Origin of the sequence: Autumnicola lenta (assembly GCF_031846515.1) — a bacterium.
GTDB classification, from domain to species: Bacteria; Bacteroidota; Bacteroidia; order Flavobacteriales; family Flavobacteriaceae; genus Autumnicola; species Autumnicola lenta.
The window spans coordinates 1-23,190 of the sequence record NZ_JAVRHO010000030.1 but is presented as its reverse complement, the minus strand read 5'-3'; the positions used below and the strand labels follow the sequence as shown (position 1 = coordinate 23,190).

The 23,190-nt window shown below is 38.6% G+C and carries 24 protein-coding genes; 10 read left to right on the top strand and 14 right to left on the bottom strand.

All coding sequences use genetic code 11. From position 1 onward, the window contains the following. Positions 1–125: 125 nt before the first annotated feature. The 6 genes from RM545_RS15690 to RM545_RS15665 all read right to left on the bottom strand — a co-directional run bounded on the left by RM545_RS15690 (position 126) and on the right by RM545_RS15665 (position 8,309). Positions 126–2,348 carry an NADP-dependent isocitrate dehydrogenase gene (locus tag RM545_RS15690; protein ID WP_311496236.1) on the bottom strand — a complete coding sequence of 741 codons (2,223 nt, stop codon included), beginning with the start codon at positions 2,346–2,348 and terminating at the stop codon, positions 126–128. Between the two features lie 594 nt (positions 2,349–2,942). Beyond that, complete coding sequence (locus tag RM545_RS15685) at positions 2,943–4,340, bottom strand: S8 family peptidase (protein ID WP_311496235.1); 1,398 nt, start codon at positions 4,338–4,340, stop codon at positions 2,943–2,945. A 215-nt stretch (positions 4,341–4,555) separates the two neighbouring features. Beyond that, positions 4,556–4,909 carry a 50S ribosomal protein L19 gene (gene rplS / locus RM545_RS15680; protein ID WP_311496234.1) on the bottom strand — a complete coding sequence of 118 codons (354 nt, stop codon included), beginning with the start codon at positions 4,907–4,909 and terminating at the stop codon, positions 4,556–4,558. Between the two features lie 114 nt (positions 4,910–5,023). Continuing rightward, a complete protein-coding gene (gene trmD / locus RM545_RS15675) occupies positions 5,024–5,710 on the bottom strand; it encodes a tRNA (guanosine(37)-N1)-methyltransferase TrmD (RefSeq protein WP_311496233.1) in 687 nt (228 codons plus the stop codon). A 57-nt stretch (positions 5,711–5,767) separates the two neighbouring features. After that, positions 5,768–6,355 (bottom strand): hypothetical protein, encoded by a 588-nt coding sequence (locus RM545_RS15670; protein WP_311496232.1) that lies wholly within the window; start codon positions 6,353–6,355, stop codon positions 5,768–5,770. Positions 6,356–6,899: 544 nt separating this feature from the next. Then, a complete protein-coding gene (locus RM545_RS15665) occupies positions 6,900–8,309 on the bottom strand; it encodes a trypsin-like peptidase domain-containing protein (protein WP_311496231.1) in 1,410 nt (469 codons plus the stop codon). Between the two features lie 138 nt (positions 8,310–8,447). Here RM545_RS15665 and dapF point away from each other — a divergent pair, with 138 nt between their 5' ends. The 4 genes from dapF to RM545_RS15645 all read left to right on the top strand — a co-directional run bounded on the left by dapF (position 8,448) and on the right by RM545_RS15645 (position 11,677). Further along, positions 8,448–9,239 (top strand): diaminopimelate epimerase, encoded by a 792-nt coding sequence (gene dapF, locus RM545_RS15660; RefSeq protein ID WP_311496230.1) that lies wholly within the window; start codon positions 8,448–8,450, stop codon positions 9,237–9,239. Continuing rightward, positions 9,233–9,760, top strand: a complete 528-nt coding sequence (locus RM545_RS15655; RefSeq protein ID WP_311496229.1) for a GNAT family N-acetyltransferase — start codon at positions 9,233–9,235, stop codon at positions 9,758–9,760. Before dapF ends, RM545_RS15655 begins: the two co-directional genes overlap by 7 nt. Continuing rightward, a complete protein-coding gene (gene mltG / locus RM545_RS15650; protein WP_311496228.1) occupies positions 9,753–10,796 on the top strand; it encodes an endolytic transglycosylase MltG in 1,044 nt (347 codons plus the stop codon). The genes RM545_RS15655 and mltG overlap by 8 nt, the downstream gene beginning before the upstream one ends. A gap of 212 nt (positions 10,797–11,008) precedes the next feature. Continuing rightward, on the top strand, positions 11,009–11,677 hold the full coding sequence (locus tag RM545_RS15645; protein WP_311496227.1) for a peptidoglycan-binding protein LysM: 669 nt from the start codon (positions 11,009–11,011) through the stop codon (positions 11,675–11,677). Here the strand turns inward: RM545_RS15645 and RM545_RS15640 are convergent. The 3 genes from RM545_RS15640 to dnaA all read right to left on the bottom strand — a co-directional run bounded on the left by RM545_RS15640 (position 11,674) and on the right by dnaA (position 14,360). After that, a complete protein-coding gene (locus RM545_RS15640; protein ID WP_311496226.1) occupies positions 11,674–12,405 on the bottom strand; it encodes an SAM-dependent methyltransferase in 732 nt (243 codons plus the stop codon). The genes RM545_RS15645 and RM545_RS15640 overlap by 4 nt on opposite strands. Before the next feature lies 1 nt (position 12,406). Beyond that, positions 12,407–12,868: a low molecular weight protein-tyrosine-phosphatase gene (locus RM545_RS15635; protein WP_311496225.1), complete on the bottom strand. Its 462-nt coding sequence runs from the start codon at positions 12,866–12,868 to the stop codon at positions 12,407–12,409. Between the two features lie 64 nt (positions 12,869–12,932). Next, the gene (gene dnaA, locus RM545_RS15630; RefSeq protein WP_311496224.1) at positions 12,933–14,360 is read right to left on the bottom strand and encodes a chromosomal replication initiator protein DnaA; all 1,428 of its coding nucleotides are present in this window, start codon (positions 14,358–14,360) and stop codon (positions 12,933–12,935) included. A 208-nt stretch (positions 14,361–14,568) separates the two neighbouring features. Between dnaA and RM545_RS15625 the strand changes: the two genes are divergently transcribed. Beyond that, entirely contained in the window at positions 14,569–14,967 is a 399-nt protein-coding gene (locus RM545_RS15625; protein ID WP_311496223.1) for an acyl-CoA thioesterase, read from the top strand. Here RM545_RS15625 and RM545_RS15620 read toward each other — a convergent pair. Genes RM545_RS15620 through ribD form a run of 4 tightly spaced genes read right to left on the bottom strand, consistent with a single transcriptional unit; the run spans position 14,964 to position 18,147 of the window. After that, the gene (locus RM545_RS15620; RefSeq protein WP_311496222.1) at positions 14,964–15,572 is read right to left on the bottom strand and encodes an IMPACT family protein; all 609 of its coding nucleotides are present in this window, start codon (positions 15,570–15,572) and stop codon (positions 14,964–14,966) included. The two genes, RM545_RS15625 and RM545_RS15620, sit on opposite strands and share 4 nt — an antisense overlap. 40 nt (positions 15,573–15,612) lie before the next feature. Continuing rightward, positions 15,613–16,479: an EamA family transporter gene (locus RM545_RS15615; RefSeq protein ID WP_311496221.1), complete on the bottom strand. Its 867-nt coding sequence runs from the start codon at positions 16,477–16,479 to the stop codon at positions 15,613–15,615. Next, positions 16,476–17,084, bottom strand: coding sequence for an HAD family hydrolase (locus tag RM545_RS15610; protein ID WP_311496220.1), 609 nt, complete (start codon positions 17,082–17,084; stop codon positions 16,476–16,478). The genes RM545_RS15615 and RM545_RS15610 overlap by 4 nt, the downstream gene beginning before the upstream one ends. Then, positions 17,062–18,147 (bottom strand): bifunctional diaminohydroxyphosphoribosylaminopyrimidine deaminase/5-amino-6-(5-phosphoribosylamino)uracil reductase RibD, encoded by a 1,086-nt coding sequence (gene ribD, locus RM545_RS15605; protein ID WP_311496219.1) that lies wholly within the window; start codon positions 18,145–18,147, stop codon positions 17,062–17,064. The genes RM545_RS15610 and ribD overlap by 23 nt, the downstream gene beginning before the upstream one ends. Before the next feature lie 29 nt (positions 18,148–18,176). On the opposite strand from ribD, the gene RM545_RS15600 reads away from it, so the two are divergent. The 5 genes from RM545_RS15600 (at position 18,177) to ligA (ending at position 22,992) form a co-directional block, all read left to right on the top strand. After that, complete coding sequence (locus RM545_RS15600) at positions 18,177–18,668, top strand: GNAT family N-acetyltransferase (RefSeq protein ID WP_311496218.1); 492 nt, start codon at positions 18,177–18,179, stop codon at positions 18,666–18,668. A gap of 185 nt (positions 18,669–18,853) precedes the next feature. Next, positions 18,854–19,702, top strand: coding sequence for a peptide chain release factor N(5)-glutamine methyltransferase (prmC, locus tag RM545_RS15595; RefSeq protein ID WP_311496217.1), 849 nt, complete (start codon positions 18,854–18,856; stop codon positions 19,700–19,702). Between the two features lie 16 nt (positions 19,703–19,718). Next, complete coding sequence (locus RM545_RS15590; RefSeq protein WP_311496216.1) at positions 19,719–20,300, top strand: LOG family protein; 582 nt, start codon at positions 19,719–19,721, stop codon at positions 20,298–20,300. 10 nt (positions 20,301–20,310) lie between these two features. Continuing rightward, positions 20,311–20,976: a VOC family protein gene (locus RM545_RS15585; RefSeq protein ID WP_311496215.1), complete on the top strand. Its 666-nt coding sequence runs from the start codon at positions 20,311–20,313 to the stop codon at positions 20,974–20,976. 21 nt (positions 20,977–20,997) lie between these two features. Then, the gene (gene ligA, locus RM545_RS15580; protein WP_311496214.1) at positions 20,998–22,992 is read left to right on the top strand and encodes an NAD-dependent DNA ligase LigA; all 1,995 of its coding nucleotides are present in this window, start codon (positions 20,998–21,000) and stop codon (positions 22,990–22,992) included. Position 22,993: 1 nt separating this feature from the next. Here ligA and RM545_RS15575 read toward each other — a convergent pair. After that, positions 22,994–23,190 (bottom strand): hypothetical protein (locus RM545_RS15575; RefSeq protein ID WP_311496213.1); only part of this gene is annotated, 197 nt, incomplete at its 5' end.

Sequence of the window (23,190 nt, the reverse complement as noted above, 5' to 3'; positions counted from 1 at the left end):
AATTTTTTATTTAAATATGATAAATAAAAAAAGGCTGTCCTGAATTACTTTACCGTCCGTTCTGCTTAAGATGACGATAATTGGCAATTTCGGACAGCCTCTTTAAGAGTAACTATTTCAGAATTTTAATTAGCCAAAATCTGGTTGAGCGTTTCACTGGGCCTCATGGCCTGAGAGGTTAATTTGTCATCTGGTTTATAATAGCCTCCAATATTTACAGAAGACCCCTGAGCATCATTTAACTCTTTTACAATTTCGTCTTCTTTTATCTCCAGGACTCTTGCTACTTTTTCAAAATATTCCTTCATTTCAGAATCTTTATCCTGCTTAGACAATGCCTGTGCCCAGTAAAGTGCAAGATAGAAATGACTTCCCCTGTTATCCAATTCATTTACTTTACGGGAAGGTGATTTTCTATTCTCCAAAAATGTATCTGTTGCATCGTCCAGGGCTTCAGCTAAAATAAGCGCCTTTTTGTTGTCGTACTTTTGACCGGCATGTTCCAGAGAAACTGCCAGGGCAAGAAATTCTCCTAAAGAATCCCATCTCAAATGACCTTCTTCAACAAATTGCTGAACGTGCTTAGGGGCAGATCCACCAGCACCAGTTTCAAATAAACCACCGCCATTCATAAGAGGTACAATGGAAAGCATTTTTGCACTTGTTCCTAATTCGAGAATTGGAAATAAATCTGTTAAATAATCCCGAAGAACATTTCCGGTCACAGAAACAGTATCTTTTCCATCTTTTACTCTGCGAAGAGTATATTCTGTTGCTTCAACAGGAGACATTATTTTAATGTCCAGCCCTTCTGTATCATGTTCGGGCAAGTATTTCTGAACTTTTTCGATCAATTGTGCGTCATGAGCTCTTTCATTATCAAGCCAAAAGACTGTAGGATCACCCGTAGCCCGTGCACGGTTTACGGCAAGTTTTACCCAATCCCGTACAGGAGCATCTTTTACCTGGCACATTCTCCAGATATCTCCTTCTTCAACGTCATGCTCGAGAAGAACTTCTCCTGCATTATTGACAACCCTTACTGTTCCTTTTCCGGGAATTTCAAAAGTTTTGTCATGAGAACCGTATTCTTCAGCCTTTTGTGCCATTAAACCAACATTAGGAACAGTTCCCATTGTGGAAGGATCAAAAGCTCCATTCTTTTTACAGAAATCTATAGTAGCCGAGTATACTCCGGCATAGCTACTATCAGGAATAACCGCTTTCGTATCCTGTTGTTTCCCTTCTGCATTCCACATCTGGCCCGATGTTCTAATCATAGCGGGCATAGAGGCATCAATAATTACATCACTTGGTACGTGAAGGTTTGTAATTCCTTTATCAGAATTAACCATGGCAAGGTCTGGACCGTCTTTTAAATCTGACTGGATATCTGCTTCAATTTTCTCTTTTTTGTCTGCAGGAAGTTTGTCCAGCGCGCTCAGGATATCTCCTAAACCACTATTGGGATCGGCACCTGCTCCTTTAAGATCGTCCCCATACTTCTGAAATATATCCTGAAAAAATACTTTCACTGCATGGCCAAAAATAATAGGATCAGAAACCTTCATCATGGTAGCTTTCATATGCAGAGAGAAAAGCACATCTTTATCTTTAGCGTCCTGAACCTGTTTTTTTAGAAATTCAACAAGCGCTTTTCTGCTCATTACAGCAGCATCAATAATTTCGCCTGTCAGTAAATTAATATTGTCTTTTAGTAATTTTTTCTCGCCAGAATCTGAAGTGAATTCTATGGAAACATTTCCTTCTTTGGCTATGGTAACAGACTTTTCAGTATGTCTGAAATCACCCGCGTCCATTGTGGCAACATGAGTCTTGGAATCTGAACTCCATTCCCCCATTTTGTGAGGATTCTTCTTTGCGAAATTCTTGACAGCTTTAGGGGCACGTCTGTCAGAATTTCCTTCTCGCAACACAGGATTTACGGCACTACCTTTTACCTTATCATATTTGGACCTGATTTTTGTTTCTTCCTCTGAAGAAAGTTCATCAGGATAGTTGGGAATATCATAACCATTTTCCTGAAGTTCCTTTATAGCTGCTTTTAACTGAGGAATAGAAGCACTTATGTTTGGAAGCTTTATGATATTTGCTTCAGGTTTTTTAGCAAGTTCTCCTAGTTCTGCGAGGGCATCGGAAACTTTTTGGTCGTCTTTTAAATATTCCGGAAACTGAGAAAGAATTCTTCCTGCAAGGGAAATATCTTTTGTTTCAAGATCTATATTAGCTGTTTTTGTAAATTTTTGCACAATTGGAAGAAAAGAATAAGTGGCCAGTGCGGGAGCCTCATCTGTTTTGGTATAAATAATTTTTGTTTGTTGTGCCATTTTTATGTGTTTTTTATAATGAGATTATTTAGCAAACGCCCCGGTTTTCACCAGAGCGTCCTCAACCCCCGCAATATAACATATTTAAGGCTTTTTTCATAGCGTGGAAAGGCTAAAAGCTTCCTAAATTAGAGGAAATAAAAAAGCCATTTCATCTTAGTAGCTAAAATGAAATGGCTTCTACTGAAATAATTTCTTATCACCCGGATTTTCCTTAGAAGCTTGAAGCAACATAGGTGGAAATTATTTCATCCGGAACAGTGTTTTAACTTATAAAGTAAAAATATTCCGGTAAGGGTTTTTATCTTTCAAACTATTTTTGACATTGCAAAAAATGAGCGTTATATAGAAGATAAAAACCGGATGTAAAGATTTTTTTCTTTACATAAAAATTCTAGTTTTCATTGAAAATCCTTTTGTCATTTCTTTGAAGCTAGATTCTTTACTTAAAATTAAAAAGAAACTTCTTTTCATAAAACAATTTTAGCTTTTGTTTAACTATTTTGTTTTCAACGCTTTATGAACAACTTTTATTCACATTTGTTCATAAAAAAAGCCTCCGGTATTTCGGAGGCTTTGGACTTTAAATAGGAATTATTCAGTAACTGCCCTATAAGCATTCACTCTTCCGTGTCCGTAATAAACACTTTGTCCATTACTAACGATATTATCTGCGGTCTTATAGATTTGTTTAGTAACTTCATGAGGATCCATTTCCCCGCCATTTCCACCAATAACAAGAGCAGCAATTCCAGATACATGAGGCGCAGCCATACTCGTGCCTGCACTCCAGTAAAGAGCGCCACCACTACCTGCACTTAGGATGTTATCATAAACAGAAACATCATCGTCACCTCCCGGTGCTGCTACATCTATTAGTGATCTTCCATGATTTGTATAACTTGCAGGTACGTCATAGTCTGTATATTCTGCAAGATAATCATAGCCTTCCGGTGCTGTTGCCGATACTGTAATAACATTGTTAAGGCCTCCGGGAATATTAATCCATGATCCATCCCCGTCAGCATCGTGAGCATCATTTCCTGCAGAAGCCACTAAGGTTACTCCGCTTTTATAAGCATAGTCTATAGCTCTTTGCTGAAGATGAATAATTTCCTGTATGTATTTTGGTGAAACACGATATGCATTACCATCAGCGTCTACTAATTTTCCATTCTTATAAAAATTAGCACCTAAACTCATATTTATAACATCAGCATCATTATTTGCAGCATAAATGATTCCGGCATTAATCCAACTGAAAGCCCCACTTCCGGAATATTCTGAAAGAACCTTAACGGCAACCAATTCTGCATCGGGGGCCACTCCAATTAATCCCACTCCATTTCGAACTGCAGCAATGGTTCCTGCTACGTGTGTACCATGATTAAAGTATTGTCCTGGTCTTATATTCCAGTCCTCTTCCGGTACAAAAGAAGCAGATAGGCTGGCATTAAGATTTGCAGCAATTTCAACATGATCTGCATCTATTCCTGAATCCAGAACAAACACATTTGCTCCCTGCCCTGTGAAGCCCGCATTCCATGCTTCAGGTGCATCTATAGCATCTAATCCCCAAAGGTAATCGTAAAAATAGTATGGCTCAGAATCTCCAATACTCGGTGGATTTGCTTCTACACCTATATTTGAAGGGATCCATTTTATCTCATAGTCAGGTATAACTGAGACTACTCCCTTTTTCTTCATTGCATTTTTTACAAAATCAGCATCTTTGGAATTAACTATAACTGCTCCAATTTCAGGAATAGTATAAATTATTTCAGTCGCGCCTTTTTTTACTTCATTTTCAAAGCTTTTGGTAACTTCATTACTTTCCGAAATCACGATGTAGTTTTTAAACGGAGCTTCAGATAGTTGAGAAAAATCCTCATCAAGCTCTGTCTCTACGCTTTCAGACTCACAAGAGACCCCAAACAGGCCCAGTAAACAAACAGCAAGTACCACTTGCAATCCTTTAAATTTCTTTTTCATAAAAAATGGTTTTTAGAATGTTATTATTGAATGAGGCCGAATGTAGAAAAATAACTGGTTGTTTTGGATTTTCTAACACTGGATTCTTAAGAAAGGTTCATTTGGAGCAAGAATTATTTTAAAAACAGCAATTCATGGAAGCAGATAGAAATAAAAGGCAGTTAAACAAAAAAGCCCCCGAAATTTCGGAGGCTTTGAAAACTTTTAAAGAAAATTTATTTTCTCTTTTGTTCTTTAATACGGGCTTTTTTACCGGTAAGTTCTCTAAAGTAATAGATTCTTGCCCGTCTAACTTTACCTCTTTTATTAACCTCAATCTTCTGGATTGCTGGTAAGTTTAAAGGAAAAATACGCTCAACCCCAACAGTACCACTCATTTTTCTAATGGTAAAAGTCTGAGATGCTCCAGTTCCTCTTTTTTGGATTACAACTCCTCTAAAGAACTGAGTACGGGTTTTTTGCCCTTCCTTAATTTCGTAATAAACTGTAATTGTGTCTCCTGCTGAAAATTCAGGTAGATCTTTTTTCGTAACGAATTCGTCCTGAACGTACTTAATTAACGATTCCATGTTTCCTGGTTTAAAGTATTTTCTTGAAATAACATTCACGGTTCTCGCCAGAGGTTATTTTAGAATGAGTGCAAAAGTAAATATTTTAATTTTAAATACAAGTACTGGAGTTCGTTATTTTTCATCCTCATCAAGTAAGTCCGGGCGTAAATTCCTGGTGCGCAGATAAGCCTGTTCTTCCCGCCATTCTTCAATCTTGGGGAAGTTACCTGATGTTAATATTTCGGGTACCTGCCAGCCGTTGTAATCTGCAGGTCTCGTGTAAACGGGCGGAGCCAGTAAATTGTCCTGAAATGAATCAGTTAGGGCAGAGGTTTCATTTCCCAGAACTCCGGGGATAAGTCTTATAACAGCGTCACATAAAACTGCTGCTCCCAGCTCACCACCTGAAAGGACATAATCACCTATAGAAATTTCTTTGGTAATAAAGTGATCCCGGACTCTCTGATCCACACCCTTATAATGTCCACAGAGTATTATAATATTATCAAATAAAGAAATTTTGTTTGCCAGCTTTTGATGTAGCCTTTCTCCATCGGGAGTCATATAAATTACTTCATCATATTCCCTTTCTGATTTCAGTCCGGAAATACATTTATCTATTGGCTCCACCATCATAACCATTCCTGCGCCTCCCCCAAACTGATAATCATCAATTTGCTTATAATTATCTGTGACATAATCCCGCAAATTGTGAAGATGGAGCTCTACATGATCTTTTTCTATGGCACGTTTTAAAATAGATGCCTCAAATGGACTTTTTAAAATATCGGGAACCACCGTAATAATGTCAATCCGCATAGAAAATGTTTTTAATGGAAGTAAGGACTTATGTTATTATGAGATCTTGGTAATTTCCTAAGTATTAGAAGATGACTTGTTGCGCTCATCCTGCAGTAACCTTCCCAATCGTTGTTCCTTTTCAAGAGCCTTAACGCGATACGCGTCAAATTCGTTTTCAGTTTCTTTAAGTTTTTGTCGTGCTTCCTTAGTGGTGGTGTGGGAGCTTTTGTATCTATAGATAAAAAATAAAAGAGCAAGAACAAGAAGACCTACAACACTCCACATGACAGTCTTATAACCTGCCTTACTGAAGGGTATTCCTAAAAAGGTAATAGCATCCTTCTCATTATTTACTCTTTCCAGGTCAGCTTCAGTGTCCTGCAACTGGGTCTCGAATTCATCCAATTCCTGATTTTGTCTGTCGATTGTATTTTGCTGGGTTATAATTTCATTTTTAAGCTCATCGATATATTCAGAAGTAGTGTTGCGTAATTCTATTAATCGATCATATTCTACCACTTTGTATCCCTGATAATTATTAGAGGTTTCGATGAGTTCATCAAATTCTGCTCTGATTGGCTGATTATTCTGAAGACTGTCCTGAGCTTTTAACTGCGTTACAAGCGCAATAAAAAGCAAAAAAGTTAAAATATTTTTGTTCATTTTTTTTAGAGGTTTCATTTTTTGGTTCTATCACACAACGTTTCCTCAAAAAAGTTATTGCCGATAAATTTTCCTAAATGCAAATTTCCTGAAAAAGAATGGATTTGCAAACAGGTATAATTTTTAATATTTTGATTTGGTCGCATACTCCAATTGAATGTATTCATCCACATTCATTAATAAAAAATGGAGTTCTTTACCATAGAAAATAGTCAAAGTTTGGTCAAAGGGATGTACACCTTTTCTGAAAATTCGCCGTGGAACGTCTGTTTTGAAGTTTTTTTAAAAGAGAGCAATTAGAAAAGGAAAGCTTAAACAGAAATGTCCTGTAGTCTTCAAATTGACTACCGTACTGGTTCACCTTCAAAATTGCTGTTGCGTAAATTTCTTCAGTATGAAGTGAGAAATATCTGTCTTTAGTTTGATCTAAACGAGATTTGAATGTTTCTTTGAAATAGGTCATGATCTCCTGGAGCACTATAAAAAAGAGTACAAAAAAAGCTCCCTTTTAAAAGAGAGCTGTAATTTTTCTATCTGAAAACTTTTATCTCCAAACGACCCTTTGTTTTTCCCCATTTCCGTCAATAAAGGTTACCACAACCGGGTCTGAACTTCTTTTTCCTTCAATTATTCTTTCGACATCCTGGATATTACGGACTTCTTCATTGTTAATTTCCGTAATAATGTTTCCGGCCAACTCATCTGCAGGAAGATCGTTCCTTAAGATCTGGTTTATTTTTACTCCATACTCAATATTGTACCCGCGCAACTCTTCTTTAGATGCGTTGGCTACTTCAAGGCCAATGGACTTAATCCTATATGACTCATATTTTGTAAGGGTTACAGTTACTTCCCGCTCCCGGCCATCTCTTAAAAAAGTCACTGCTACCTCATCATTAGGACGCTTAGAACTAATATACCCGGTAAGGTCAGAGAATTTATTGATCTGAATGTTATCTATCTTCCTGATAATATCATTTTCTTTAATTCCTGCGTTTTCAGCACCACTGCCAGGACTAACTACTGCTACGTAAACCCCCTGAGTGGTATTAAGACTTAATTCTTTGACGGCACGTGGAGTAACGCTTCCTCCTTTAATACCCAATATTCCTTGTTGAACATCGCCATATTCCATAATATCTTCAACGATCTTTCGGGCATTATTAGAAGGAACAGCAAAGGCGTACCCAACATAACTACCGGTTTTTGAGGTAATCGCGGTGTTAATTCCGATTAATTCGCCGTTTATATTCACCAATGCACCCCCGCTGTTTCCGGGATTTATTGCGGCATCTGTTTGTATAAAGGATTGGGGAATGGCATCTGCAGGGTTAAGATCCCTTGCTTTAGCACTTACAATGCCGGCAGTCACAGTGGACTTCAAATTAAAAGGGTTTCCTACAGCCAATACCCATTCTCCCAGTTTTACATTGTTGGAGTTGCCAAACGGTATATATTCCAGATTTTCAGCATCTACTTTTAAAAGGGCAATATCTGATGCCTTATCTGTTCCTATAACTTCTGCCGTATAAGTCTGGTTATTATTAAGGGTAACTTCAAGTTCGCTTGCTCCTTCAATAACATGATTGTTAGTCACTATATATCCGTCAGGAGTAATTATAACTCCAGATCCTGCTCCCTGAACGGCCTTTCCTTCACTTCTGCCTCCTCCGTAGTAAAATTCAAACGGATTTCTTGCTCCGTTAAAAACTGCCATGTTTTTCACATGTACTACTGCATGAACGGTTTTTTCTGCTGCTTCGGTGAAGTCGGCGTTAGTTCCATAACTTCTGTTTTCTGCATAATTTGCCGGAATAAAGTTACTGGTCTCTTCTGTAGAAGGAAGTGTAAAGTTAGATGAAATTTCTTCTTCTTCAAGAAATAATTTGTAACTGCCTAAAGTAAGGGCTCCTCCTAAAACAGAAACAATGAGTAAACTTGCTAATTTTTTCATATTTCTGATAATGTATTTGTTAATTAAACGATTAAAATAAAATTTTTAGTGTGCTTGCTTTTCAGCTTTAACGATCCTTTAACGCCACATGAAATCTTACGGTTTATTGTATATTTGTGCCCGTTTTAAAATAAGATTATGAAAATCCAGTTTTATAAATATCAAGGCACCGGTAATGATTTTGTGATGATTGATAATCGTCAGAAAATACTTTTCAAAAAAGATACCAAACTTATAAAGAGGCTTTGCGATCGTAAATTTGGCATAGGAGCTGACGGATTAATTCTTCTTGAAAATCCTGATGTGAAAGGTGATGACTTTAAAATGGTTTACTTTAATTCCGATGGTAACGAAAGTAGTATGTGTGGTAATGGCGGGAGGTGCCTCGTAGCTTTTGCCAGATTTCTTGGTGTTATAGAAAATGAGGCTGTTTTTACCGCAATAGATGGTCCACATAAAGCTACGGTCAAGGATGGTGAAGTGAGCCTTCAGATGCAAAATGTAAACGAAATCAGGAAGTTTGGAAACGTTTCCTTTTTAGATACAGGTTCGCCACACCATATTGTCTTTACCAAAAACGTAAAAGACCTTAAGGTTAAGGAGGAAGGTGCCGCAATAAGATATTCTGATGTCTATGTGACTAATGGCGGGACAAATGTAAATTTTGTTGAAGCTCAGGAAAAAGATACTTTCCTGGTGCGCACGTATGAGCGGGGAGTAGAAGATGAGACTTTGTCTTGTGGAACGGGAGTTACTGCTGTAGCTATAGCTGCGAACGCTACTGGCAGAACCACAGGTAGTACAGTAAAGCTTATTGTTTCCGGTGGAGAACTTTCTGTTTCCTTTGAAAAAGGAGGGGACGATAATTATGAAAATATCTGGCTGACCGGACCGGCAGAACAGGTTTTTAAAGGGCAAATCGAATGCTAACGCTGGAGGGAGATAAAGTTTATTTAAGAGCGTTGGAGCCGGAAGATCTGGATTTTGTACATGAGCTCGAAAACACAGAGGATTTTTGGGAGATTAGTGCTACGCAAGTCCCTTATTCCCGGTTTATGATAAAAAAATACCTGGAAAATGCACACCGCGATATTTATGATTACAGGCAATTACGGCTAGTAATTTGCAACATTCAGCATAAAGCTATAGGCTTAATAGATATTTTTGATCTGGAGCCAAAAGACCGTAGAGCAGCTATAGGAATTCTAATTTCTGAAGCTACCGATCGCGGGAAGGGTTATGGAGCAGAGAGTCTTTCTTTAATATGTAACTACTGCTTTAAGCACCTTGCACTGCACCAGGTTTATGCTAATGTTACCGATGGAAATCTCGCCAGCCTTAAACTTTTTGAAAAAAAAGGCTTTAGAAAAGTAGGAGTTAAAAAGGAATGGAATTTTATTAACGGCAGCTTTAAAGATGAAATCTTGTATCAACTTATAAACAATGTCTAAAAAATCTATAATACTGGTCTTAGCTATAGTACTTATAGTTGTTCTTTCAGGTATTGGCTACTATGCCTACACTAGCGTGTTTTCTCCAAATACAGATTTTTCTGAAGAACAGGCTGTGATGTACATTCCCACAGGAGCCGGCTACAACACCGTACTGGATAGTATCGAGCCTTTGCTGAAGAATACAGAATCTTTTGAAATGGTAGCCGAAAAGAAAGGATATAAATCAAATATCCGTCCCGGCCGCTACATTCTGAAAAGGAACATGAACAATAATCAAATTGTGAATGTGCTGCGCAGTGGGAATACACCGGTAAAAGTACGGTTTAATAATCAGGAGCGACTGGAAAATCTGGCGGGAAGGGTTTCAAAGCAAATAGAAGCAGATAGTTTAGAATTACTTCAGGCCATGAAGGATCAGCAGTTTTTAGCTGAAAATAACATGTCCGAAAGGGAGGCATTGTCTTTGTACATTCCAAATCAATACGAATTTTACTGGAACACTTCCGCTGAAGAATTTAGAAAGAGGATGCAGCAGGAGTATAACAGGTTTTGGACAGAAGAGCGGTTAAAAAAAGCCGAAGAAATAAATCTGACCCCATCTCAGGTGATGGTATTAGCTTCCATAGTTCAGAAAGAAACGGCTAAAGTAGACGAACGACCGAAAGTAGCAGGGGTTTATATGAATCGCTACAAAAACGGCTGGAAACTCGATGCAGATCCTACCGTTATTTATGCTATTAAAGATGAAAGTCAGAAATTCGACACCATTATAAAGCGTGTCCTTTATAAAGACCTGAAACTGGATTCTCCTTATAATACTTATTTATATAAAGAAATTCCTCCGGGGCCAATAACAATGCCTGATATTTCATCTATAGATGCTGTTCTGAATTATCAGGATCATGACTACTTCTTTTTTGTGGCAGATGTGGAAAACTTCGGCTACCATAAGTTTGCAGAAACATTAGCACAGCATAATCGCAATAAAAGGGATTATGTAAGGTGGATTAACAAGCAGGGAATTAGGAGATAATCTTGATTTTGGCTGGATTTCTTTAACATACCTATAAGGCTTACTCCTCTTCAAAGCTATTTGTTTGTTAAACTCCCGGTGCATTTAATCTTACGTTAACTACTTGTGTATCAAATTAATAAAAATTGTTGTACATTCGCAGCGCAAAATTGAAGGGGGCATTTTGGGCTATTTCCAGTCCAAAGCCATTAACTCTTCAGAAATAAAATATTATGCAAAAAAGAAAGAAAATCGCGAAAATTTCAATTTTACCGGCAATTGCAGGTACTATGTTTTTCAGTTTTTCTACCAAGGATGCAGCTAAGCTGGACCTGGAAAGTTTTTCCACTGCAAACCTGGAACTGGATTACACAGTTGAGCCATTGCTGGAAGACGAAGCATTTGAAGAGGTTCATTTGGCAAACCTGCCAAAATTAGGGAAATCCTACCTGGGATTTAAAGAAGCATTGGGATTTAAAGAATCCCGAAGCAATTATAAGTCCGTCAACGAATACGGTTATATGGGCAAGTACCAGTTTGGGAAAGGAACACTGGATCTTATTGGTATTTATAACACTCAGGAGTTTATGAATTCCCCTGCACTTCAGGAGGCTGCTTTTTACGCAAATGCTTCCAGAAATAAATGGATCTTAATTCGTGATATTAAGAGATTTGAAGGTAAAGTTATTAATGGTGTAGAGGTAACCGAATCGGGAATCCTTGCGGCTGCGCATCTGGCCGGTCCAGGCAGCGTAAAAAAATACCTTAGAAGTTGGGGAGCTCACGCTTTTAGCGATGCCTTTGGTACAAGTATTAAAAATTATATGAAAAAATTCGGAGGATACGATACTTCTTTTATCCACCCGGAAAAGAGAGCAAAGGCAGTTTTACCAACCGCCTAGAAATCCTTTTGAATAATAAAAATAGTGGGCCTCTTATGGAGGTCCACTTTTGTTTTGGACCAATCTTCCACTGCCTTGGTTAATATATATTCAGATTGAAGGGTAAGGTCACAGGCAATGCACAGCCTCGTACCGGGATGCAGGTTTTGCTGCATATCTTCCAGTAGTTTATTATTGCGATAAGGAGTTTCAATAAAAATTTGCGCCTGATTCCTTTCTGCAGAAATCCGCTCCAGGTTCTTCAGTTCGTGTTTACGCTCCTTTTTATCAATAGGTAAGTAACCGTGAAAAGTAAATCCCTGTCCGTTCATGCCGCTTCCCATTAAAGCAAGGAGAATAGAGGAGGGGCCAACCAGCGGTACCACCTGAATGTTTTCTTCGTGGGCCAGTTTCACCATTTCAGCTCCGGGATCTGCTACGCCGGGACATCCGGCTTCACTCATTAAACCAACATTTTGTCCTTCTTTACAGGCTTTCAGGTATGACGGTAATGCAGATACTTCTGTAAACTTATTGAGCAAATGTAGCTTCAAAGACTGCTGACTCTTACCAGCAACTATTTTTTTGATTGCCCTTCGGGCTGTCTTTTCATTTTCTACAATATATTCGTCTGTTTCTTCAATAATCTTTTTAATATGAAGAGGAAGCACATCCAAAGGATTGGAATCCCCAAGAGTTGTCGGGATCATATATAGTTTCCCGCGATATTTAAATGAAGAGTCAGGCATATTATTTTAAATCCAGGCGGCGGGCTATACTTTCACAAGCTTCTTCCAGCATTTTATAAACGTTTTCAAAACCTTCGTCACCTCCATGGTAAGGATCCGGGACATCTACATTCTCACCGGGAAAGATTTCGTTCAGGATAAGTTGTACTTTTTCTTTATCGTCCTGGTTTTCAGTAAGAGAAAGGATATCCCGATAATTGGCATTATCCATTACGAAAATATGATCAAATTCTCCAAAATTTGAAACATCAAACTGCCTGCACTTCTGGTCGGTAATATCGACCCTGTACTTTCTTCCTACAGCAATAGATCGGTCATCAGGCGCGCCGCCTACGTGATAACTTCCGGTTCCTGCAGAATCTATAAAAACCTTTTCAGGGTCTGTTTTAGCTTTTAAAATTCCTTCAGCTAAGGGTGATCTGCAAATATTGCCGAGGCAAACCATCAAAATTTTGGTTTTCATTTTTCTTTTCTTTTTCAGATCTCTTCAAAAGCCAAAAAAATCCGGTTTATGCTTTAGGAGAAGATTATATAGTAAGCTTCTTATTTAAATCTTCAACAAATTTCTTAAATTGCTTATCGGTTGCGGCAAGGTTATCTACTGTTTTGCAGGCGTGAAGTACTGTTGCATGATCTCTGCTCCCAATTTGTGAGCCTATACTGGCAAGAGAAGCTTTAGTAAACTTTTTAGCAAAAAACATGGCGATTTGCCTTGCCTGTACAATATGTCTTTTTCGGGTTTTGGACTGTAGCGTGTCTACATCCATCTGGAAGTAATCACTCACTATTTTCTGAATATAATCTATAGAAACTTCCCGCTTTGTGTTCTTTACATAATTGTCCACGATCTTTTTAGCAAGATCCAACGTAATATCTTTCTTGTTAAAGGAAGAGTGGGCGATTAAGGAAATTATCGCACCTTCTAATTCACGAATATTCGTTTTAATATTATTTGCAAGAAACTCAACAATATCTTCGGGCATTTCTACGCCGTCGCGATAAAGCTTATTTTTTATAATAGAAACCCTGGTTTCGAAATCAGGATTTTGAAGTTCTGCAGAAAGTCCCCATTTAAACCTGGATAAAAGTCGTTGTTCAATATCCTGCATATCCACAGGAGCTTTATCACTGGTCAAGATCACCTGCTTTCCATTTTGGTGCAGATGGTTAAAGATGTGGAAAAATACATCCTGAGTTCCTGCTTTTCCGGAGAGAAGCTGGATATCATCGACGATCAGCACATCTATAATCTGGTAAAAATGAATAAAATCGTTCCTGTTATTCTTTTTAACCGACTCAATATACTGTTGGGTAAATTTTTCTGCGGAAATATATAAAACGGTTTTCTCGGGATATTTATCTTTTATTTCAACTCCAATAGCATGTGCCAGGTGCGTTTTTCCCAATCCAACACCTCCAAAGATCAACAGCGGATTAAAAGAAGTACCTCCAGGCTTATTGGCAACAGCCATTCCGGCAGAACGCGCAAGCCTGTTGGAATCGCCTTCCAGGAAATTATCGAAACTATAGCTTGGGTTTAGCTGAGATTCAATTTTCACATTTCTAATTCCGGGAATGATAAACGGATTTTTCAGCTCTGGATTCCTGTTTTTAATAGGAACATCTACTTCCTGCGAAGTCATGTTGCTTCGCTGGCTACTGGGAATTTTTTCAGTAAAAGGCAACTTGTTACCGTAAGTGTTTTCCATCTTGATAACATATACCAGTTTTGCTTTTTCACCCAATTCCCGCGTGAGGGAAACTTTTAGCAACTTAACGTAATGTTCTTCCAGCCATTCATAGAAAAATTTGGAAGGTACCTGAATGCTAAGAGCACAATCGGTAAGTTTTACAGCTTGTATCGGTTCAAACCAGGTTTTATAAGCCTGAGGTGTAATGTTATCCTTGATAAAAGCTAGACAGCTATTCCAAACTGATTGCGCAGTTTCCGACATGCTTATTTTGACTTATTAATAGGTTAGTAGAAAGTTCAAATTCGTGGTACAGGGAAGCGTGGCTTTCCGTACTTAGGCAGAACAAATATGTGAACAAATTATCTGAAAAAAAAATCCTTTTGATGTTGAATTTTAAGAAAAATTTATGCATACTTCTTTCTGACTCTGAAAGTACAAAACCTCATTCAATTTTACTATAAATAAGACTATGAAATCCCATATTACTCATGTTAAAGTTCGTTATGCAGAAACCGACCAAATGGGTGTGGTGCATCACGGTAATTATGCTCAATATCTCGAAATAGCTCGTATAGACTGGCTTTCAGAGCTCGGCATCTCTTATAAAAGCATGGAAGCTAACGGAATTATGCTGCCTGTTTACGAAATTTCTTTCAAGTTTTTGAAGTCCGCGACCTTTGATGAAAATTTAAAAATAGAAACCCTTCTAAAGGAAAAACCCGGCGTAAAAATCACATTTGACTATTCCATTTATAATGAGCAGGAAGAATTGGTTACAACTGCAAATACCGTCCTGGTTTTTATGAATTCCGAGACTAAAAGGCCGGTAAAATGTCCTGAAGAAATTCTTAAAAAATTAGGCCTTTAAAGTACGAGTTCCTTTATTTCAACTTTGTATGTAGAATTAAATTTTTCGCAAATTTGTTCAGCTTCATTTTTTCTAACCGAAAGAATTATCTTACAATCCAGTTCTAGTTTTTGATCTATGACATTCAGGTTATTTTCTTTGATCATCCGCATTACCACATTCATTTCAGGATAATCAAATTTTATCAGAAAAACACGGTCTATACTACGTATAATCATTTCAGAAGCTTCCAAAGCCATTTGCGCTGCGGTCTTATAAGCGTTAATCAACCCGCCAACACCAAGTTTTACTCCGCCAAAATAACGCACCACCACAATAAGGATATTAGTGACTTCAAAAGATTGAATTTGTCCATAGATTGGCATTCCTGCCGAGTTTGATGGCTCCCCGTCGTCGTTTGCGCGATAATGAAAATCCTCCTTGCCCAATTGCCACGCATAACACCAGTGACGTGCTTTATGGTGTTTGGTTTTTAATTCCTCCAGATGAATGTTTATCTCTTCTTCAGTCTTTACGGGAAAAGCATAACCAAAAAATTTTGAATTCCGGTCTTTAAACAGTACTTCGTTAGAAGGTTTTGTGATGCTTTTGTAGGTGTCTTTCATTTTTAACGAATTTAGATGCCGAAAATTGCCATTTTGATGCTTAGCTTTGTGCAACAAGAATTATGCTTATTATCGCCAGGCTAATTCCTATCCAGTTTTTCCTGATAAGCCGTTCTTCAAAAAAAGCAATTCCAAGTAAAGTGGAAACACTTACAATCCCAACATTATTCATCGTAAAAATTGAGGAACTGTCAAACTCCGGGCTTCGCAGTGCCATTACCAGGAAGTAAATTGAAAAGTAATTGGGAATCCCCAGGGCAATTCCGCCTATAATATTCCTCATTGTTATTTTTAACCCGCCTGTAAGGGCCTGGTAGAGTAAAATACCTGTTCCAATAATTCCTGCAATGGCAAAAATCGTGGAGGAGAAAAGCCCCACATCACTTTCTGAAACATAACTGGTCTCCAGGAACTTTATAGTGGCATCTATTATCCCGCTTCCAAGAAAAACCAGAAGCGGAAAGATGAGGTTTTTCTTTTTAATACTAATGCCTTCTTTTTTCTTTATAGACGTAAGATATACTGAAGCTAAAGCTAAAAATATACCAGTAATTTTTAAAATTCCGGTGTTTTCGTTGTAGAGGAAGATGCCGAAGAAAACCGGGATAGCTACCGACATTTTTGTAGCTACAGAAACTACCGAAAGTCCGCTTTTTTGAGTGGTAAGCGCCGCCAGGTAAAAAACGCTGATAAACATCGCCCCCAGGAACAGCGTTCCCGGAAACCACGATTCCGCAGGTACTCTGGAAATATCAAAGTTTTCAATATACCCAAAAAATCCTACGGTACAGGCAATGTAGTAGTTTACAATAATCGCCTGTAGGGTGTTTATCCCGAATCTTGTGTAGAGTTTAAACACTACAAATATTATACTCGAAGATAAAATGCTTAGCAGGAGGTAAATCAAAATAATTCCTGCTTAGTGGTAAAAAGATCTATCACATCTTCCCGGGTAGGCTCAATGTTCCAGGTGTGGATTCCCAGCGCCTTTGCAGCATCTGTATTTTCTTTGGTGTCATCAATAAAAAGGCATTCTTCAGGTTTAAGATCGTGCTTTTTTAGTACAAATTCATAAATCTCAGCATCTGGTTTTCTGAAATTAATTTCGTGCGATAGGTAAAACGCATCGAAGCAATTTTTAAAATCCTCAAAGAACGGCACATTGTTTTTGATCCAGTCAATATGGATTTCGTTGGTATTGCTTAACAGGATAAGCTGAAAATCCTTTTCTTCGGAAATTTTTTTAATAAAATCGAAGCGATACTTCGGAAAATCCACTAAAATCGCGTTCCAGGAGTTTAGCATTTGTTCTTTGCTAAGCTGGTTATATTCTGAACAATAAGCCGCTGTAAAATCTTCAGAAGAAATTAATCCCTTTTCGTACTGAAGATTTTTCTCCAGGATGTCTTCAGAGAGGGATGAAATTTGGCAATTTTCGAGCTCCTTTGCGGTGGCGGCTTTGTCTAGGTTTACAAATACGTCTCCAAAATCAAATATTATTGTGCTTACCATTGGTGTAAATTTTTAAATGATCATCAGCAATTTCCTGCTCGTTCACTAACCTGCCATTTAATTGAGGACTTTTCACTCCGGAATTAAACATAGTTTTTCCTGTAAAAACCCTTGCCTCATCCCATAAACCTGCATCTATAAACGTTTGAAGCGTTTTTGCGCCTCCTTCAATAATAACCGATTGTAGTTCGTGTTTATAAAGAATTTCACAGATTTGCGGAGCGATTTTAGTTTCAAAATCTATTTTTTCAAAAATCAGATTTTTAGAATTTTGAAAGGAATCTGAATCAATTTCCGAAGAATCAGAATCGGAGTTTTTAGTAAAAACAATGGTTTTTATGCTACCATCGAGTACAGCAGATTTCTTCGGAATCGTGCCGCTCCTGTCAAGGACGACCCGCACAGGATTTGCTCCTTTCCACAGCCGGGTATTCAGTTTTGGGTTATCTTCAATAGCAGTATTTGTTCCCACTAAAATTGCCTGTTCTTCTGCTCTCCATTTGTGCACCAGTTGTTTGGAAATCGATCCCGTAATCCAAACCGGCGCCCGATTTTGTTTACTTTCCGGCGCAATAAATCCGTCCCTGGTTTGTGCCCATTTCAGGATAATGTATGGACGTTTTTCCTGGTGAAAAGTAAAAAAGCGTTTGTTAAGTTCCCGGCAATTTTTTTCCAAAATACCCACTGCAACTTCGCATCCGGCGTCCATCAGTTTTTTAATGCCTCTCCCGGCAACTTCAGCAAAAGGATCTACGGTGCCAATTACCACCTTTTTAATTCCTTTAGCAATAATTAAATCACTGCATGGCGGAGTTTTACCAAAATGGCTACAGGGTTCCAGGCTTACATAAATTGTACTCTCTGGCAAAAGCTCTTGGTTTTTTACTGAATTTATTGCATTTACCTCGGCATGAGGCAGGCCTGCCTTTTGATGCCAGCCTTCGCCAATTATTTTGTTTTTATGAACAACCACGCTGCCTACCATGGGATTTGGATAGGTCCTCCCAAGGCCATTACGAGCAAGGTCGATACACCTTTTTATATATTTTTCATGTATCTTCACAACCCCAAAAATAAGATTAATAAGTAAGAATGAGCGCTTTGAAAATTCGTAAAATTCAACCGGAAGATAATCAGGAAGTTGCCAAAGTTATAAGAGCCGTTTTAGTCGAAATGGGCGTACCTAAAGTTGGTACTGCTTATGAAGATAAGGCGCTGGACGATATGTATGCCACATATGTGTCCCCGCGAATGGAATACTTCGTTATCGAAAATGAAGATAAAATTATAGGATGTGCGGGAATTGCACCTCTAAAAGGTCTTGAAGAGGAAGTTTGTGAACTTCAGAAAATGTACTTTCTTCCTGAAGCAAGAGGGAAAGGCCTTGGCACCCAAATGATGGATACCTGCCTGAAATTTGCCAAAAGCAAAGGCTTTCAAAAATGTTATATCGAAACTTTACCTTATATGAAAGACGCCCGAAAACTGTATAGAAAAACCGGATTTCAGAATCTTGAAAAACCTTTAGGCGATACGGGTCATTATAATTGTACTGTTTGGATGTTGAAAACGTTAGAAGGTTGAAAGTTTGAAGGTAAAAAAGTTAAGAAGTGAAAGAGTAAAAGAGGGAATAAGTGTTTAGAGGGTAATCCTGCAAGGTTTTTAAAACCTTGTAGGTTTGTTTAATAAGATATCCCGTCTAGAACCTAAAGCTTCAGGCTTAAAGCTTTTTAGCAATAAGAATAATAGATAATAAAAATAAATAAAGCTTGCTACTAAGAGATCTTAAAATAAAATTCCAGGAAGAGCTAAAAGAAGAATACCCGCGGGAGGAGATTGATTCTTTTTTCAATTTGCTGTCGAAAGAATATCTGGGCATGAGCAGGCTGGAAATGGCGTTAGAACCAATGCGCGAAATAGCTGAGGCCGAAAATTGCCATTTTGAGAGTGCCACCTTAAAACTGAAGGATCATCAGCCAATCCAATATATTTTAGGTACCACGGAATTCTTCGGATTAAAATTTAAAGTGGCTGAAGGGGTGCTAATCCCGAGGCCCGAGACCGAAGAGCTGGTGCAATGGATCCTGGACGGCGTTTTTTCCGAAGAAAAGCTGAAAATTTTGGATATTGGGACTGGTAGCGGGTGTATTGCGGTGAGCCTGGCCAAAAATCTTCCAAATGCTGAAATTTCTGCAATGGATATTTCAGAAAAAGCATTGAAAATTGCCAAAAAGAATGCGGAATCAAATGCGGTGAACGTAAATTTTATTCAGCAGGATGTTCTGGAACTTAAAAATCTTCAGAATTTTGATATTATCGTTTCCAATCCGCCTTATGTGCGGGAACTGGAGAAAAAAGAGATGCAGCGAAACGTGTTGGATTACGAACCTGCACTCGCGCTTTATGTGGAGGACCAGAATCCGCTGATTTTCTATGAAAAAATAGCAAAACTGGCAAAAAAAGCCCTGCGTCCAAAGGGAAAATTGTATTTTGAAATTAACCAGTATTTAGCTGAAGAAACCGAATTTCTGGTGAAAAAATTCGGTTTTGAAGCATGCCTGAAAAAGGACATTTTCGGCAATTATAGAATGCTGAGAGGCAATAAAAATGACAACTAAGAAAATTTCAGTTTAAATGAAAAGTATAGCGGTTTTTTGTGGCAGCAGCGACGGGAATGATGATATTATTTTGCAGGAAGCTTACCAATTAGGGGAAATCCTGGCAAAAAAGAAGATAAAATTAATTTATGGCGGCAGTCAGCTTGGCCTTATGGGGCAGGTGGCTAATGGCGTGCTGGAAAATGGAGGCGATGTAACCGGTGTGATCCCAGATTTTTTGCAAACTAAAGAAGTGGTGCATCCAAATTTACCACAACTTGTTGTTACGCAGGATATGCACGAGCGCAAGATGAAAATGCATGAGTTAAGTGAGGGTTTTATCGCTTTGCCGGGTGGTTTCGGAACTTTTGAGGAGCTTTTTGAGATTGTGACCTGGGCGCAACTCGGGCTTCATCAAAACCCGATTGGATTGCTAAATACTAACGGCTACTACGACGCGCTTATTGAAATGCTGAAGACCATGGTGCGCAAAGGACTGCTGAAAAAGGCAAATTTCGATCTGCTGCTTATTGCTGAAGATATTGAGGAACTGCTGGAAAAAATGGCTAATTTTAAACCACTGGCCGTCCCGAAATGGCTAAATGAAAGTCAGACCTAAAACTCCCGAAATGAAGATTGAAAAATTGCAGGTTTTCACCTCTAATCTCGAAGCGCAAATGGCTTTTTACCGGGATGTTATGGATCTGGAAATCGAAAACGAAGATGAAGATAGCTTTGAGCTTACTTTGGGCTATTCGGTGTTGAGGTTTGAGAAAAAAAAAGATGCCACGCCTTATCATATCGCCTTTCATATCCCAGACAATGAAGAAAATGAAGCCTTGCAGTGGCTGAAAAATAAGGTGGAAATCCAGAAAAGCGGGGAGGATGAAATTGTGGATTTCAGTAACTGGAATGCGAAGTCGGTTTACTTTTATGATGCCGATAAAAATATTCTCGAGTTTATTTCCAGGCGCAATTTAAACCCCAAGCAACTGGCGTATTTTTCTGCTGAAAGTATCACGGGAATTGCTGAAATAGGTATGGCAACTACCAATATTGAAGAGAAATTCTTTTTTCTTCACAGGGAATGCTGTCTCGAAATTTTTGACGGCAATCTCGAGAAATTCTGCGCTATTGGAGATGCAGAAGGTCTGATCATTACGATCAATAAAGATCTTAAAGACTGGTTTCCCGTAGACGATAAAGCCTTTAGTTCAGAATTTAGTTTGGATTTTATATATGAAAATCAGAAATGCCGGATTGTTTATCAGGACGAACAGCTAAAAACACTTTAACCTTAATGATTTCCTTTAAAAATGGACGTTGAAAAGAAAATAAACCAGCTTCGCGAAGAATTGCAGCAGCATAATTACAATTATTACGTGCTGGATAAACCTGAAATAAGTGACTACGATTTTGATATAAAGTTGAAAGAACTTCAGGAGCTGGAAGAAAAACATCCTGAATTTGCTGATGAAAATTCACCTACACAAAGAGTTGGAGGGGCCGTTACCAAAAGTTTCGCTACTGTGGTCCATGAGTTCAGAATGTATTCTTTATCCAATTCTTATTCAAAAGAGGAACTGGAAGACTGGGAAAAAAGGGTAAAAAAGCTGGTAGATGGGAAAGTGGAATATGTATGCGAGCTGAAGTATGACGGGGCTTCCATTAGCCTTACCTATGAAAATGGCCAGTTGGTAAGGGCAGTAACCCGGGGTGACGGGATCCAGGGCGATGATGTTACCAATAATGTAAAAACCATACGCTCTGTACCCTTAAAACTGAAGGGCGATTTTCCGGAGAAATTTCATATTCGCGGGGAAATTGTGCTGCCGTATGAAGGTTTTGCAAAGATGAATGCAGAGCGGGTGGAAGCCGGGGAAGAACCTTATGCTAATCCGAGAAATACTGCTTCGGGAAGTTTAAAGCTTCAGGATAGTGCTGAGGTTGCAAAGCGCCCGTTAGATTGTTTGCTTTACAATATTACAGGTGAAAATATCAATATAAAATCCCAGTTTGAGAGCCTTCAGAAGGCCAGGGAATGGGGTTTTAAAGTACCCGATGAATCGGAGTTGAAAACCAGCACTTCGGCAGTAATGGACTATGTAAATTACTGGGATGTGCACCGCCACGATTTACCTTATGAAACCGATGGTGTGGTGGTAAAGGTGAACAGTTTTCACCAACAGGATGAGCTGGGATATACAGCAAAATCTCCGCGTTGGGCGATGGCTTATAAATTTAAGGCAGAGCAGGAAAGCACGAAACTGAATAAAATTACATATCAGGTAGGACGAACAGGTGCAATTACTCCCGTGGCAAACCTGGAGCCTGTGCAGCTTGCGGGTACTGTAGTAAAAAGAGCCTCCTTGCACAACGCAGATCAAATCGAAAAACTTGATATACGCGAGGGGGACACTGTGTTTGTTGAAAAAGGCGGGGAAATAATTCCGAAAATTGTGGGTGTGGATTTTACTAAAAGAGATCCAGATTCCAAGCTTACAAAATATGCGCAAACCTGCCCCGAATGTGATACTGAATTAATTAGGAACGAGGGCGAAGCCGCACATTACTGTCCCAATTACAATGGTTGTCCTCCGCAAATAAACGGCCGTATTCAGCATTATATATCTAGAAAAGCCATGGATATTGAAGGTCTTGGCGGGGAAACCGTGAACCTGCTCGTAAGTGAAAAACTGATTGCCAATTACGCCGATCTCTATACACTTAAAAAGGAAGATGTTCTGCCCCTGGAACGTATGGCCGATAAATCTGCTGAAAACCTTATTAACGGAATAGAAAAATCCAAGGAAATCCCTTTCGAAAGGGTGCTGTTTGCACTGGGAATAAGATATGTTGGGGAAACCGTAGCCAAAAAGCTGGCGAAACATTATAAAAATATCGATGCTTTGGAGGCTGCTTCAGAAGAAGATCTTATCGCGATAGACGAAATTGGGGAACGTATTGCGTGGAGCGTTGCAGATTTTTTTGCTTCCGAAGAAAACAGGAGGATTGTTGAGCGGCTGAAGAATTATGGCTTGCAGATGCAGATTTCTGCGGAGAAACTGGCAAACCAGACCAATATATTAGAAGGAAATACCTTTGTAATTTCAGGTGTTTTTGAGAAAGTTTCGCGAAATGAGCTCAAAAAAATGATTGAGGATAATGGTGGGAAAGTTTCAGGTTCTATTTCTTCCAAAACCAATTATCTTCTTGCAGGGGAAAATATGGGCCCGAGCAAACTTGCAAAAGCCGAAAAGCTAGGGACAAATTTGATAAGCGAGGACCAATTTCTAAAAATGCTGAAGTAATTTATTTTACCCCAAGTTTATCACATAGCTCCAGGAATTGATCTTTAAAATCGGGCAACCTGGGGAGATTTAAGTCTTTAAGTTCTGCATTTTTCTTCTTAGCGGTCTGGGAACTAAGGTCGCTAAGATAATTATCTCTTATGTTTCCGGGCGTATTATAATTTCTGAATCGCTCTTTTTCATTTTCGGTGCTTCTCT